The sequence below is a fragment of the Streptococcus sp. HMSC10E12 genome (assembly GCF_001807855.1).
GTDB classification, from domain to species: Bacteria; Bacillota; Bacilli; order Lactobacillales; family Streptococcaceae; genus Streptococcus; species Streptococcus salivarius.
The window spans coordinates 250085-264569 of sequence record NZ_KV791104.1 but is presented as its reverse complement, the minus strand read 5'-3'; the positions used below and the strand labels follow the sequence as shown (position 1 = coordinate 264569).

The 14485-nt window shown below is 42.9% G+C and carries 11 protein-coding genes and 1 other annotated feature; all 11 genes read right to left on the bottom strand.

Features of this window, described 5'->3' with window-relative positions; translation table 11 throughout:
- Position 1: 1 nt before the first annotated feature.
- The 11 genes from HMPREF3112_RS07940 to HMPREF3112_RS07890 all read right to left on the bottom strand — a co-directional run bounded on the left by HMPREF3112_RS07940 (position 2) and on the right by HMPREF3112_RS07890 (position 14427).
- Positions 2-1738 (bottom strand): ABC transporter ATP-binding protein, encoded by a 1737-nt coding sequence (locus HMPREF3112_RS07940; protein ID WP_070439128.1) that lies wholly within the window; start codon positions 1736-1738, stop codon positions 2-4.
- 209 nt (positions 1739-1947) lie between these two features.
- Positions 1948-2316, bottom strand: a complete 369-nt coding sequence (gene rplL / locus HMPREF3112_RS07935) for a 50S ribosomal protein L7/L12 (RefSeq protein WP_004183006.1) — start codon at positions 2314-2316, stop codon at positions 1948-1950.
- Positions 2317-2390: 74 nt separating this feature from the next.
- The gene (gene rplJ / locus HMPREF3112_RS07930; protein ID WP_003095623.1) at positions 2391-2894 is read right to left on the bottom strand and encodes a 50S ribosomal protein L10; all 504 of its coding nucleotides are present in this window, start codon (positions 2892-2894) and stop codon (positions 2391-2393) included.
- Between the two features lie 31 nt (positions 2895-2925).
- Positions 2926-3062: a sequence feature (ribosomal protein L10 leader region), on the bottom strand.
- 122 nt (positions 3063-3184) lie between these two features.
- Positions 3185-4393 carry an ABC transporter permease gene (locus tag HMPREF3112_RS07925; RefSeq protein ID WP_070439125.1) on the bottom strand — a complete coding sequence of 403 codons (1209 nt, stop codon included), beginning with the start codon at positions 4391-4393 and terminating at the stop codon, positions 3185-3187.
- A 9-nt stretch (positions 4394-4402) separates the two neighbouring features.
- Complete coding sequence (locus HMPREF3112_RS07920) at positions 4403-5089, bottom strand: ABC transporter ATP-binding protein (protein ID WP_371106355.1); 687 nt, start codon at positions 5087-5089, stop codon at positions 4403-4405.
- A 10-nt stretch (positions 5090-5099) separates the two neighbouring features.
- Positions 5100-6353, bottom strand: a complete 1254-nt coding sequence (locus HMPREF3112_RS07915; RefSeq protein WP_070439119.1) for an efflux RND transporter periplasmic adaptor subunit — start codon at positions 6351-6353, stop codon at positions 5100-5102.
- A 62-nt stretch (positions 6354-6415) separates the two neighbouring features.
- The gene (locus HMPREF3112_RS07910) at positions 6416-7171 is read right to left on the bottom strand and encodes a class I SAM-dependent methyltransferase (protein WP_070439116.1); all 756 of its coding nucleotides are present in this window, start codon (positions 7169-7171) and stop codon (positions 6416-6418) included.
- A gap of 367 nt (positions 7172-7538) precedes the next feature.
- The gene (gene carB, locus HMPREF3112_RS07905) at positions 7539-10718 is read right to left on the bottom strand and encodes a carbamoyl-phosphate synthase large subunit (RefSeq protein ID WP_070439113.1); all 3180 of its coding nucleotides are present in this window, start codon (positions 10716-10718) and stop codon (positions 7539-7541) included.
- Between the two features lie 230 nt (positions 10719-10948).
- The gene (locus HMPREF3112_RS07900) at positions 10949-12037 is read right to left on the bottom strand and encodes a carbamoyl phosphate synthase small subunit (protein ID WP_002885900.1); all 1089 of its coding nucleotides are present in this window, start codon (positions 12035-12037) and stop codon (positions 10949-10951) included.
- A gap of 161 nt (positions 12038-12198) precedes the next feature.
- The gene (locus HMPREF3112_RS07895; RefSeq protein WP_002890256.1) at positions 12199-13125 is read right to left on the bottom strand and encodes an aspartate carbamoyltransferase catalytic subunit; all 927 of its coding nucleotides are present in this window, start codon (positions 13123-13125) and stop codon (positions 12199-12201) included.
- 24 nt (positions 13126-13149) lie between these two features.
- On the bottom strand, positions 13150-14427 hold the full coding sequence (locus HMPREF3112_RS07890) for a uracil-xanthine permease family protein (protein ID WP_045001885.1): 1278 nt from the start codon (positions 14425-14427) through the stop codon (positions 13150-13152).
- Positions 14428-14485 lie beyond the last annotated feature (58 nt).

Here is a 14485-nt window from a genome sequence, read left to right as displayed (position 1 = left end):
TCTAGTCTTCCGTAAGACTCTTTTGATTCAATTGTGAATTAGCGATTTCACGGTAAATGTCATTGCTTTCCATAAGCTCTTCATGACGGCCACGACCAACGATTTCACCCTTATCCAGAACGATAATCTGGTCTGCATCCATGATAGTTCCCACACGCTGGGCTACAATCAGGACTGTTGCATCTTGAGTCACTTCTTTTAGACGACGGCGCAAGGTCGCATCAGTCTTGTAGTCCAAGGCAGAGAAGGAATCATCAAAGATATAAAGATCAGGACGTTTAACCACCGCACGTGCAATTGACAAACGCTGCTTCTGACCACCAGAAAGGTTGCTACCACCCTCAGCCAAGTGAGAATCATAACGTTCTTCCTTACTTTCGATAAATTCCTTGGCTTGAGCCACATCAGTAGCTTGATTCAATTCTTCATGACTGGCATTTTCCTTACCATAACGGATATTTTCACCAATAGTCCCTGTAAAGAGTAGGGCTTTTTGTGGAATAAAGCCAATCTTACGACGAAGAGCCTTAAGATTGTAGTCACGGACATCCACACCATCAACAAGAATGCGTCCAAGTGTTACATCATAAAAGCGTGGAATCAACTGTACAAGTGATGATTTCCCTGAACCCGTAGACCCAATAAAGGCAATGGTTTCACCTGGTTTAGCTTTGAAGGAAATATTGTGTAGGACAGGACTCTCAGTTTCACCGGGATAGGCAAAGGTAACATTGTCAAATTCCAAATATCCCTTAGTCTCGGTTTCTGTCACGCCATCTTCATTTGGATTGATAGAAATCGGCATGTCCATAATTTCCTGCAGACGTTCACTAGACACCGCTGTACGAGGATACATGGTAAAAAGATTAGCTAGGAAGAGGAAGGACAATAGTGCATGGAAACTGTACTCAATAAAGGCAACCAAGTCACCGATAGCCAAAGTCCCAGAACCTAATGGCTCAAGAGCAAACCAAACAATTGCCACTATCATGGCGATGATGATTTGCACAAAAAGTGGCTCGGTCAAACCAGTCAATTTGAAAAGTTTGTTTGAATTATCCGCATAGACAGCATTTTCAGAAGCGAACTTCTTCTCTTGAAAATCTTCTCTAGCGAAAGCACGGATGACACGAAGTCCAGTCAGATTTTCACGAGCATACTGGTTAATCTTGTCGAGAGTTGCCTGTTGCTTCTCAGAAAGCGGACGCGTTTTTACCGCCACATACCAGACTACTACGGCTAGGAAAGGCAAGGAGATTGCCACAATCCAAGCCAAAGATGGACTTGTCGTCAAAATCAAAAAGACACTGGAAACCATCATCAAAGGAGTGATAACCCCTAGCTTAAGAACCTGATCCGCAAACTGCATAAGCACAAAAGCATCTGATGTAATACGAGTCACCAAAGAGGATACCCCAATCTGCTCATACTCGTGGTGGGAATACTCCTGAAGCTTAGCATAAATGTCATTACGCATGACTTGCACCATAGTAGTGGTCAACTTACCAACTGCATAGGACAGAAGTATACGACCAACAATCCCAGTCAAAACTACACCAAACATGACCCAAGCATAAGCGTAAAGCTTATCAACATCACCACGGTTTATTCCCTCATCAATCATTCTGGCAAGAACCGTCGGCAAACCCAAGTTAGCAATAACAAATAAAATGGCTGCCGTAAAATTCATTGCTAGCCACTTAGGATAACGTCTGAGATAAGACCAAATATAAGCCATAAATTTCTCCTTTTCTTTTTAGCATTTACCATGCCTTTAAGATTTTTATAGTTATTTACAACCACTAAAGCCGTAAAAGACACAGAAAAAAGGGCGTGACAAGCACGCACATTACCTACATTCTAACAAATGAAAATATTAAAAGCAATAGAAAAAAACAGAGCTGATGCCCTGGTTTTCTTTATTAAGCGACTTGAGTCGTTACCTTATTATTTAAGAGTAACTGAAGCTCCAGCTTCTTCAAGTTTAGCTTTGATTTCTTCAGCTTCAGCTGCAGCAACACCTTCTTTAATAACTGATGGTGCACCGTCAACGATAGCTTTAGCTTCTTTAAGACCTTCGCCTGTGATTTCACGTACAACTTTGATAACGCCAACTTTTTTGTCGCCTGCAGATGTCAATTCAACGTCGAATGAATCTTTAGCAGCACCAGCGTCAGCAGCACCAGCTGCAGCAGCAGCTACAGGAGCAGCAGCAGTTACGCCAAACTCTTCTTCGATAGCTTTTACAAGGTCGTTCAATTCAAGGATTGAAGCTTCTTTAATTTCAGCAATAATGTTTTCAATGTTCAATGCCATTGTGATTTCCTCCAAATGTGTTTTTTAATATAGTGTTTTAAACGTAGCTTAGGCTACGAGTTGTGAAGATGGGCTTATGCAGCACCGTCTTCTTTGCTTTCTGCAACCGCTTTGACAGCGTATGCAACGTTGCGCACTGGCGCTTGAAGTACAGAAAGGAGCATAGAAAGCATACCTTCTTTGTTTGGAAGTGATGCAAGAGCGTTGATTTCTTCGACTGAAGTGAACGCACCGTCAACAACACCACCTTTGATTTCAAGAGCTTCTGCGTCTTTAGCAAATTCGCTAATAACTTTTGCTGGTGCGATAACATCTTCGTTTGAGAATGCTACTGCAGATGGACCAACAAAAAGTTCTTTAAGGTCTTCAAGACCTGCTTCTTCAGCTGCACGGCTCAAGATAGAGTTTTTGATAACTTTAAATTCAACGCCTGATTCACGAAGATTACGACGAAGAACTGTATCTTGGTCAACTGTAAGTCCACGAGAGTCAACAACAACGATAGATGCTGCTGCTTTCATTTTCTCAGCGACGATAGCAACCTGTTCAGCTTTCTTAGCAATAATAGCTTCACTCATTAGTAGTTTTACCTCCGTTTTTATTTTTGGGCTAGGCACAAAAAAATCGTACCTAAACCTAGACACGAAAGTACAATACGTTCCAAAAAAATAGTTACGTTTTGTGCCTCGGTTGGATGTTTATGAGTTTAACTCCCCAACTGTCTTAGGTCAGTTTTTTCAAACCTTATTTATAATATCATGACCTAAATCAGACGTCAAGAAAAAAATGCAATTTTTTTATTTTTTTCTCTATTTTTTTTCGAAGACCATAAAACCTCTCAAAATCTAAAGATTTCAAGAGGTTATTTCTAATCATACCTAAGGGCTTCGATAGGATCGAGTTTCGAAGCTTTATTAGCCGGTAGGAGACCAAAGATAATCCCTACAGCTGCTGAGAAGGCTATGCTTCCCATGGCTACACCAAGAGAAACCGTCGCTTTAAGGTCCATGGCATTCCCAATTGGACCAACGACTAGGGCTGCAAAGCCTAGCCCAATCAAACCTCCCAGAATAGTCAGAACCATCGACTCAATCAAAAACTGGGTCAAGATTTTACGACGTGTAGCACCTAAAGCCTTACGAAGACCAATCTCTCGTGTCCGCTCAGTTACCGAAACCAACATGATGTTCATAACACCGATTCCGCCAACTAATAATGAAATCCCAGCAATAGCTCCGACAACGGTGGTAATGGTTCCAAAGATCGTGTTCACCTGATCTAGGGTCGAACTCATATCTGCCGCCTTATATTCTCCATTATCATCTCGGGCCAACTGGGTCAAGCGTTTAGCAGCATCCTTAGCAACGCTACTACTATTTTTCACATCGGTCACATGGAAAAAAATCTGGCCAATAGCATCAGTGTTATTTTCAGCCGCTAACTGGGTATTGGCCACAAGAGCTGTTCCAATTTCACCATAGGCACCGATTGCTGTGTCTTTATTCTTATAAACACCAATCACACGATAATCATTGTTCCCAATAGTAACCACTTGGTTAAGGGCATCCCCATTCGTCTCAAAGAGTTTTTTAGCCACCATCTGATCAATGACAATAACTCGTGAAAAGTTTTTATAATCATTGTCTTGCAAGGAACGTCCTGTCAACATCTCTAACTTTTTAGCTTTAAAGTAGCCCTGACTGGCACCTGTGATATTAACATTCTTCACGGTCTTTTTTTGGAGGGAGATAGAGGAAGTTAGGCTGTTGGTCACAAAATAACTATCGATACCTGGCGTCTGCTTAGCCACTTGCTCCAACCAAACTTCTTTAACCGGTTTGGTCGGTTGTGACAAGTCCGCATAGGCAGGATCTAGCTCCTCACCCTTGGCTTCATAGTAGACTTGAACTGTATCCTTGTCACCAGTCACACTATCGGTAACACTCTGACGCATTCCATTTCCTAGCCCCATGATAAGTACTACCGCAGCAACACCAATGATGATTCCCAACATGGTCAGGAAGGACCTCATCTTGTGTGAACGGATAGAACTAAGAGCAAATTTCCAATTTTCCATTCTTACCTCCTAGTCAATCCGAACGCTATCAGTCGTATCTTGGGTAATTTCCCCATCACGAATGACAATCTTACGTCGGGCATAGTCTGCAATCTCTGGCTCATGGGTAACCATGACAATGGTCTTTCCTTCACGGTTTAGCTGGGTTAAGAGATCCATAATCTGGGTTCCTGTCTTGGTATCAAGCGCACCTGTAGGCTCATCCGCCAAAATGATTGCCGGATCGTTAGACAGTGCACGCGCAATGGCAACCCTCTGCTTCTGTCCACCAGACAGCTCCGATGGTAGGTGATGGCTACGGTCTGACAAGCCAACTTTTTCCAAGAATTGTTGTGCCCTTTGCTTACGTTCACGTGGAGATTTCCCTGCATAAATCAAAGGAAGCTCTACGTTCTTTTGGGCACTTAACTTTGGCAAGAGAAAAAACTGTTGAAAGATAAAGCCAATCTGGTCATTTCTTACCTTGGCTAGGCGATTTTCAGAGAGATCAGCCACATCCTCGCCCTCGAGTTGATAGGAACCTGTAGTCGGTTGATCAAGAAGTCCGATAATATTCATAAGGGTTGATTTCCCTGATCCTGAAGGGCCCATGATTGCCACGAAGTCCCCTTCTTCTACCGATAAGTCAATCCCCTTAAGGACCTGCAAGGACTCTTGACCATTTTTGAAAGACTTGGTGATGCTCTTTAAAACCATAAGTGCTGGCTTAGTCACTAGACCTCACCTCTTCTCCACTAGTGTCTTTTGATTGTTTGCTATCAGCATCCGTCACATCTTTTAGGATTTTGCCATCCTTAAGGGATTTATCTGCCTTGGTGATAACTTTTTGGCCTTCTTTAAGTCCTGAAGCAATTTCCTGTTGCTTGGCATCCGCATTGCCAAGTTTGACCTTGACTTGCTTGATTTTCTGAGTTTCATCATCGTAAACCCAGACATAGTTGTCAGAGCCTTTCTTGGTCACAGCAGTTACAGGAACCAACAAGGCATCATCATCTTTGGTCACTTCAAGTGATACATTAAAACCTTGCTTGAGCTTGCCTATAGGACTGGTCAATTGAACCTTGTATTCATACTGGGAACCTGTCTGTCCTGAATTGCCAGATGTACCCGCTGACTGACTGGCATTTTGCTTAGGATAATTGGAAACGTAGCTAACTTTCCCTGTCCAAGTTTGATCTGGGTATACTTTGGAAGTAATTTTGACCTTTTGACCTACTGAAATATTTGGAATGTCATATTCTGTTAAGGTTCCTTGAATCTCAAATTGGCCTTCACTGGTCACATGAACTAGAGTCTGGCTCTCTTTTGAAGCAGGATCCACAGAGTCCGCAACTTCTACAACTGTCCCATTAACATCTGAAACAATGACCGTTTGATTGAGGACGTCTTGTGCCTTTTCTAGCTCTGATGCTGCGTTAGCAACAGCATCATTATAATCTTGCAAGGTTTGGTAATTACTTGCCTCGGTTTGCTGACGCTGTTGAGGGCTAACGGTAGTCGTCGAATCATCCTCATCCGAATCACTACTTGTTTGTGCCGAAGCCGCAGGAGCCGTCCCATACTGTTGGAAATAATTACGGTCACGAACTGCCTTATTATAGGCACGGCTAGCCGTATCATAAGCCGCTTGGGCAGAGGTACTGTCGTATTGGACCAGTTGCTGACCAGCACTAACTTCCTCACCAACAGAGACTGTCACAGTGGCATTGCGTCCAATGGTATTATCAAAATAAACGTACTGTTCCGACTGAGCCTTCACCATGCCAGTCAGAAGGGTGGACGAGGCCAACTGCCCCTTGGTTACCCTACTTGCTGTAGGGGACTCGAAAGCCTTATCATCTTTGCCACCACCTGCAAAAAGGTTAAAACCTAGGACCAAAAGGACAAGGAAGCCAATTCCTCCAATGATCCAAACTCTTTTTTTATTTTTAAATAACTTTGGACTGATTTTCTTTCGCATAAGTCTCTCTTTTCTTTTGTATCACATAAATAAAACAATTGTAATACTTTTAACTTTCTGTGTCAATGGCCTTCGCTTAAATCCATGACACCATAGTGCAGCTTTTGATTGGGACGAATCTGACGTTCAAACCCAAGTTCCTCAAAAACGGTATCTCGAAAATGCGCCTTGATGATAATTTTTTCTCGTGCGACACGCTTAGCCTCATTTAACCATTCTTCTGTCAGACGACTGCCATTAGCTAGAGGTTTGATAGCTTGTAGATTTTCCGATTCCTTGATAGTCTCTGAAAACATAGGATCGGCATAGATGATATCAAAAGAGTGATCAGCCTGGTATTTCAAAAAGGATAAGCTATCGCTCTTAATAGCCTTAATAGAACGCGTCGCTTTTTCAAGTTGCTTGTCATCTGTCTGATAAGTGGCCAGACCACGAGAAACCACCTGAAAAATCACTTCTTGACTCTCAAGGGCAGTCACCTTATTTCCCGCTGCCGCCATAACTAGACTATCGGAAGCCAGACCCATGGTCGTGTCGAGAATAGACTTGGAAGACGGACCCAAAAGATTGACTAAAGCATCATGTGGTGCCTTAATCCTAAGAACTGCTGTATCTGGATGAAAGGATAGCTCACTGCCATCCGAATTGACAAAAGACAGTCTATCTTTATATAGAAGATAAAAAGCTCCAAATCGCTCTAAACATTTTGCCAAGGATAACTTGCGACGAGGCTGGTAGTCAGCTCCTAGTTCGTGGGCCAATTCTTGAGCACGCGCAATCAAGGCCTCATTTTCACGTAAAGATGTGGTAATAATCATGTTACTAGTATAGCAGAATCATAGGAAACAAAACTATAGACTTAGCTTTCATTTTTAACTTCTTAGCTTACATTTGTGTAAGAAAAAAGCCCCAGCAAGGCTGAGACTCAGAACATAATTAAACTATTTTTAAATATGAAATAGATTTTGCGAACCTAGTAAGCTTATACCGAGACTTTTCGCAGTGATAAAAACGTCTGAAACGATTAGTTTCAGGCGTTCGGAAGTTTTGAGACTTTCGGCTCAAAACTTAGTCATGGAACTTCGCAGAAGGTCGCTGACGTCCGTCATCACTTAAGAAAAGTCTCAAAAGAAAACTTTGTCATCAATAAAAAAGCCCCAGCAAGGCTGAGACTTTATTTCGTGATTAGATAGCTTCTGTTGTAAAGCTACGGCTTTCAAGCACACGCACCATAGCATCTGCTGTATCAAGCGCTGTGAAGAGTGGAATTCCAGCTTCAATAGCTGAGCTACGGATAGCTGCTCCGTCTTCGTCATAAGTACGTTTGTTACCAACCGTATTGATAATAGCTTGCGCTTTACCTGTACGAACGAGGGCTGGAATGTCGTTATCATCATTTTCACCCAATTTGTTAACAAGCGTTGCGTGAACCCCGTGTTCATTCAAGAACTTAGCTGTTCCCTCAGTTGCATAGATACCATAACCGATAGCATCGAAACGACGGGCCAAGTCAAGGGCTTCTTCTTTAGTATCATCATGAATAGTAAAGATGACATTACCAAAGGTTGGCAAGTGGAGGTAAGATGCTTCAAAGGCTTTGTAGAGCGCTTTTTCAAGAGTCGCATCTGTCCCCATAACTTCACCAGTTGATTTCATTTCAGGTCCAAGGAGGCTATCTACCTTAGCCAATTTTGTGAATGAGAAGACTGGTGCTTTGACATGGACATGGTTACTTTCTGGGTAAAGACCATCTTTGTAACCTTGTTCAGCCAATGATTTACCAAGAATCAAGTTTGTAGCAACTTGAGCCATTGGGATATCAGTAACCTTAGACAAGAATGGTACGGTACGGCTAGCACGTGGGTTAACCTCGATAACATAGACCGTTTCATCCTTAATAACAAACTGAATGTTCATCATACCGATACAGTTAAGACCAATAGCCAAACGTTTAGTGTAATCAGCGATAGTCTCTTGGATTTTCTTAGAAAGGGTTTGTGGTGGGTAAACTGCCATTGAGTCCCCTGAGTGAACCCCTGCACGTTCGATGTGTTCCATAATACCTGGAATCAAGACATCCTTACCATCAGAGATGGCATCCACTTCACACTCACGTCCAATGATATAGCTATCGACAAGGACTGGGTGGTCTGGACTTGCCTTAACGGCAGTACGCATGTAAGAACGAAGGTCATCTTCATTTTCAACGATTTCCATGGCACGTCCACCCAAAACGTATGACGGACGAACAAGAACTGGGAAACCAATCTTACGAGCTGCTTCAACCGCTTCTTCTTCATTTGTCGCTGTTTGTCCTGGTGGTTGCGGGATATCGAGGTCTTTAAGGGCTTGTTCAAAGAGGTCACGGTCTTCGGCACGGTCAAGGTCAGCAACCTGTGTACCCAAGATTTTCACACCAGCTTTAGACAATGGCTCTGCCAAGTTGATGGCTGTCTGTCCACCAAACTGAACCACGACACCCTTAGGTTGTTCCAATTCGATAACGTTCATCACGTCTTCAAAAGTCAATGGTTCGAAGTAAAGTTTATCTGAAACTGAGAAGTCTGTTGAAACTGTCTCAGGGTTAGAGTTCATGATGATAGCTTCGTAACCTGCAGCTTGGATAGCTTTTACAGAGTGAACTGTCGCATAGTCGAACTCAACCCCTTGTCCAATACGGATAGGACCTGAACCAAGAACGATGACAGATTCTTTATCAGATTTGATTGATTCATTTTCCCACTCGTAAGTTGAATAGAAATATGGTGTTGATGACTCAAACTCAGCCGCACAGGTATCGACCATCTTGTAGACAGGAACAATGTTATTTTCCAAACGTGTCGTACGAACTTGGTCGGCTGTTTGATTCCAAAGATCAGCAATCTTACGATCAGAGAAACCGTTACGTTTAGCTTCTTTTAGAACATCAACATCGCCTACGTGAGTAGCCAATTCTTGTTCCAATTCAAAGATATGGAGCAATTTGTCGAGGAAGAAGATATCAATCTTAGTCAACTCTGACAATTCTTCAATAGTGTAACCACGACGGATGGCTTCAGAAAGGTAGAAGAGACGGTCGTCTTGAGCTTTGACAATCTTTTCAACCAAGGCGTCGTCTGTGACGTCCGCAAGCTCAGACATTTCATTGTGGTAAACACCGATTTCAAGTGAACGGCAGGCTTTAAGAAGTGACTCTTCGATGTTACGACCGATAGCCATAACTTCACCTGTTGCTTTCATCTGAGTACCAAGACGACGTTCACCGTGTTCAAATTTATCAAATGGGAAACGTGGAATCTTAGCAACCACATAGTCAAGAGCTGGTTCAAACATGGCATAAGTTGTACCAGTGACTGGGTTAATCATTTCATCAAGTGTCAAACCAACAGCGATCTTGGCTGCCAATTTGGCGATTGGGTAACCAGTTGCTTTTGAGGCAAGGGCTGATGAACGTGATACACGTGGGTTTACTTCGATAACATAGTACTTGAAGCTATGTGGGTCAAGAGCCAACTGTACGTTACAGCCACCCTCAATTTTAAGGGCACGGATAATCTTCAAGCTGGCATCACGAAGCATTTGGTTTTCAATATCTGACAAGGTTTGCGTTGGGGCAAATACGATTGAGTCCCCTGTGTGGATACCAACTGGGTCAAAGTTTTCCATGTTACATACCACAAGAGCATTGTCTGCGGCATCACGCATAACTTCGTATTCGATTTCCTTGAAACCAGCGATAGAACGTTCAATCAAACATTGTGTTACTGGTGACAATTTCAATCCATTTTCAGCGATTTCACGAAGTTCTTCTTCGTTGGCACACATACCACCACCAGTACCACCAAGGGTAAAGGCAGGACGCACGATAACTGGGTAGCCAATTTCTGTCGCAAAGGCAACTGCTTCTTCAACCGTATTGACAATCTCAGATTCTGGAATTGGTTGTTCCAAATCTTCCATCAATTGTTTGAAGAGGTCACGGTCCTCGGCTTGGTCAATGGCAGACAATTTTGTTCCCAAAAGCTCTACTCCAAGCTCTTCAAGAATACCAGCTTTTGACAATTCCATTGCCATGTTCAAACCAGTTTGTCCACCAAGTGTTGGCAAGAGGGCATCAGGACGCTCTTTACGAAGAATACGTGTGACAAACTCAAGCGTAATTGGTTCAATGTAAACCTTATCTGCGATTTCTTTATCAGTCATGATTGTCGCAGGGTTAGAGTTAACAAGGACAACACTGTAACCTTCTTCTTTCAAGGCCAAGCAGGCTTGCGTACCAGCGTAGTCGAACTCAGCAGCCTGACCAATGATGATAGGACCAGACCCGATAACCATAATTTTTTTAATATCAGAACGTTTAGGCATAATTTATGATACAAAGCCCGTTAAGGACCCAGTGAAAATAGGAAACGTGACGACGACGCCCAAGCGTCTAGTCACCGTTTATCTTTTTCACATAGTCCCTAGGGCGTGTTCACTTCCGTGAACCTGTATCTTCTCCTTTCTATTTGACAACTCTCTGGTTGTCATTAAATAAGGTAGTAGACTGGGGCGAACAAGAGTCACACCCCACTATAGTCACTAGACAGTTGCAATTAACGACGTGCTTTTTCAGCTTGGAAAGCATCAATCAATTCCAAGAACTCATCAAAGAGATAGCTAGCGTCGTGTGGACCAGGTGCTGCATCTGGGTGGAATTGCACTGAGAATGCAGGGAAGTCACGGTGACGAACACCTTCAACTGACTTATCGTTAATTTCTTCGTGTGTTACCATGAGGCAATCTGGAAGTGACTCACGGTCAATGGCATAACCATGGTTTTGACTGGTGAAATCAACACGACCAGTCGCAATTTCACGAACCGCATGGTTAAATCCACGGTGACCGAACTTCATCTTGTAGGCCTTGGCACCATTAGCCAAACTAAACAACTGATGACCCATACAAATACCAAAGATTGGAATTTTACCTTGGATGCCACGAATCATATCAAGTGCATATGGCACATCTTCAGGGTTACCTGGACCGTTTGACAACATCACACCATCTGGATTAAGGTGAAGGATTTCTTCTGCGGTGATATCATGTGGCACCACAGTCACGTTACAATCACGTTTTGAAAATTCACGCAAGATAGAATGCTTGAGACCAAAGTCAACCAAAACGATATTTTTACCAACTCCTGGTGCTGGGTAGGCTGTCTTAGTTGATACCTGCTCAATATTGTTGGTTGGCAAAACAGTCGCACGCAATTGATCTTGCAAGTGCTCGATACTGTCACCAGGGCTAGCCAAAGTGGCCTTCATGGTACCGTGTTGACGGATAATCTTAGTCAAGGCACGTGTATCAATACCAGAGATACCAGGGATGTTTTTCGCCTTCAAAAACTCATCCAAGGTCATTTGGTTTCGCCAGTTGCTAGCACGACGGCTGGCTTCTGACACAACAACACCCTTAGTCGTTGGCTTAATTGACTCATAGTCGTCACGGTTAACACCGTAGTTACCAACAAGTGGATAAGTAAAAGTCAAAATTTGACCATTGTAAGACTGGTCTGTGATAGATTCTTGATAACCTGTCATACCAGTATTAAAGACGATTTCACCCGTCACATCCACATCAGCACCGAAGGCCTGACCTTCAAAAATAGTGCCGTCTTCCAAAATAAGTAAACGTTTTGCCATTATAGTAAATTGTTCCTTTCACTAAGATACAAGGGCGTTAAAATCTGAATGAAAATCAAATCTGACAGAGAGGCTCTAGCCTCTAGGAAGATATGTCTCTTTTCAAAGATTTAGCCCATGTTCTTTTTCGTCTGATTCTCTCAGGAATCGGTTAACGTTGTTTACGCTTTGCCATTTAAAATAGCTTCAATAATTGCCATACGGACAAAGACCCCGTTTTGCATCTGAGCAACGATACGAGCCTTAGGCGCCTCAACCAGACTATCAGCAATCTCCACATCACGATTAACCGGAGCAGGGTGCATGATAATCGCCTGATCAGCTAATTTGGCATAACGTTCTTCAGTCAAACCATAGAGAGCATGGTAGTCTTCTTTTGAAAATCCTTTGTCATCCCCATGACGCTCGTGCTGAACACGAAGCAACATGAGAACATCCAAGTCCTCAATGACGTCGTCAATGGCCACATGCTGACCATAAACATCAAACTCATTCGAGTACCACTCTGCCGGACCAGCAAAATAAAGCTGAGCTCCCAAACGCTTGAGAATCTGCATATTTGACTTAGCGACACGCGAATGCGTAATGTCACCTGCAATACAAATCTTAAGATTTTCAAAGGTTCCGAACTCTTCGTAAATGGTCATCAAGTCAAGCAAACACTGACTTGGGTGTTGCCCTGAACCATCACCACCATTGACAATAGAGGTCTGAATAGTTCTACTATCAATCAACTGCTTGTAATAATCGACTTCCGAGTGGCGGACCACACAGATGTCAACGCCCAAAGCAGACATGGTTAAGATCGTATCATAGAGGGTCTCACCCTTGTTCACCGAGCTAGTTCCAGCATCGAACTCAATCACATCCAAGCCTAGTTTTTTCTCAGCCACTTCGAAGGACTTGTGCGTTCGTGTTGAATTTTCAAAAAAGAGATTGGCAGCGAAATACTGTCGATCCAGCTGGAAATCAGCTCTGCCATTTTTAAAATCTCCACCTCGACGAATCAGGCCTAAGACCTCTTCATTCGTGAGGGTTTCCATTGTCACCAAATGTTTCAGTGACACTTTTCCATCTGCAATCGCCATAGTTTTTCCTTTTAAATTGATTGACTAATCTTTGCTACCTTTTTTAGGATCTGGCAAGATTTGATAGAGCAAGATACCAAGAATGGTTGAACTTGCCACACCCGTGATTTGAAGACCACCAAGGTCAATCATCAAACCACCGATACCAGATACCAAGATAACACTAGCAATCAAGAGATTCTTTTTATTATCAAAATCAATCTTATGTTCAACTAAAATTTTCAAACCGCTAGCAGCGATAACTCCAAAGAGGGCAATAGATAATCCGCCCAATACAGGAGTTGGAATAGAATGCAAGAGTGCTGATAGCTTACCAATAAAGCTCATCAAGACCGCAATCACTGCTGCGCCCGCAATAACGTAAACTGAGTAGACCTTACTGAGGGCCATAACCCCAATATTTTCACCATAAGAAGTTACCGGAGGAGCTCCAAAGAAACCAGCGATAATCTGTGCCAAACCATCACCAGTAAGGGTGTGGTCAAGTCCTGGATCTTTGAAGTAATCACGCTCAGTCAAACTGTTTAGAACCATGACGTGACCAAAGTGTTCAGTCATCGTCACAAAGGCAATCGGAGCCATGGTCAAAATCGCACTTGGGTAGAGCTTAAAGCTATAATCCACAAATGGAATGTCAAAGTTTGGAACTTGAATCCAATGTGCCGCAGCTACCTCTGAGAAATTGATAAAACTATGTCCTGTCAGCAAACCAAGAACCGCTGAGAAAATATAGCCCACAACTAAACCAAGCAAAATTGGGATAACACCGACAATCTTCTTGCCATACATGTTAAAGAGGATAACCGCAAAGAGGGTGACCATCGAAATCAATAGAGCATAGATACTATAGCTTTTATTTAAAGTTGTCGCATCATTGACTGCATTGGCTGCAAGGTTCAAACCAATCACCATGATAATGGGACCAACCACGATTGGTGGAAGGACCTTATCAATCCAGTCTTTACCCGCATACTTAACAATCAGAGCCACAAGCAAGTAAACCAAACCACCTGCCATGGCACCTTGAGCCACCGCTGCAATTCCATCCGTCTTCATAAGTGTCTGCATAGCCGCAATATAGGCAAAACTAGAGCCCATGTAAGCTGGAATTTTGTACTTGGTCACCGTCAAGTGAGCTAAAGTTCCCAAACCAGATGAGAAAAGAGCAATAGCGGGATCAATCCCAACCAAAATCGGCACAAGCACCGTCGCACCAAACATGGCAAACAAGTGCTGGAATGACAAACCAACCAATAAACCAGGTTTTGGCATATCATTCACATCATATTTTACGTTATTCACGATATCAAAGGACTCCTTAAAATTAAGATACAAAGCCCGTATAAAGCCTAAAGCAAAA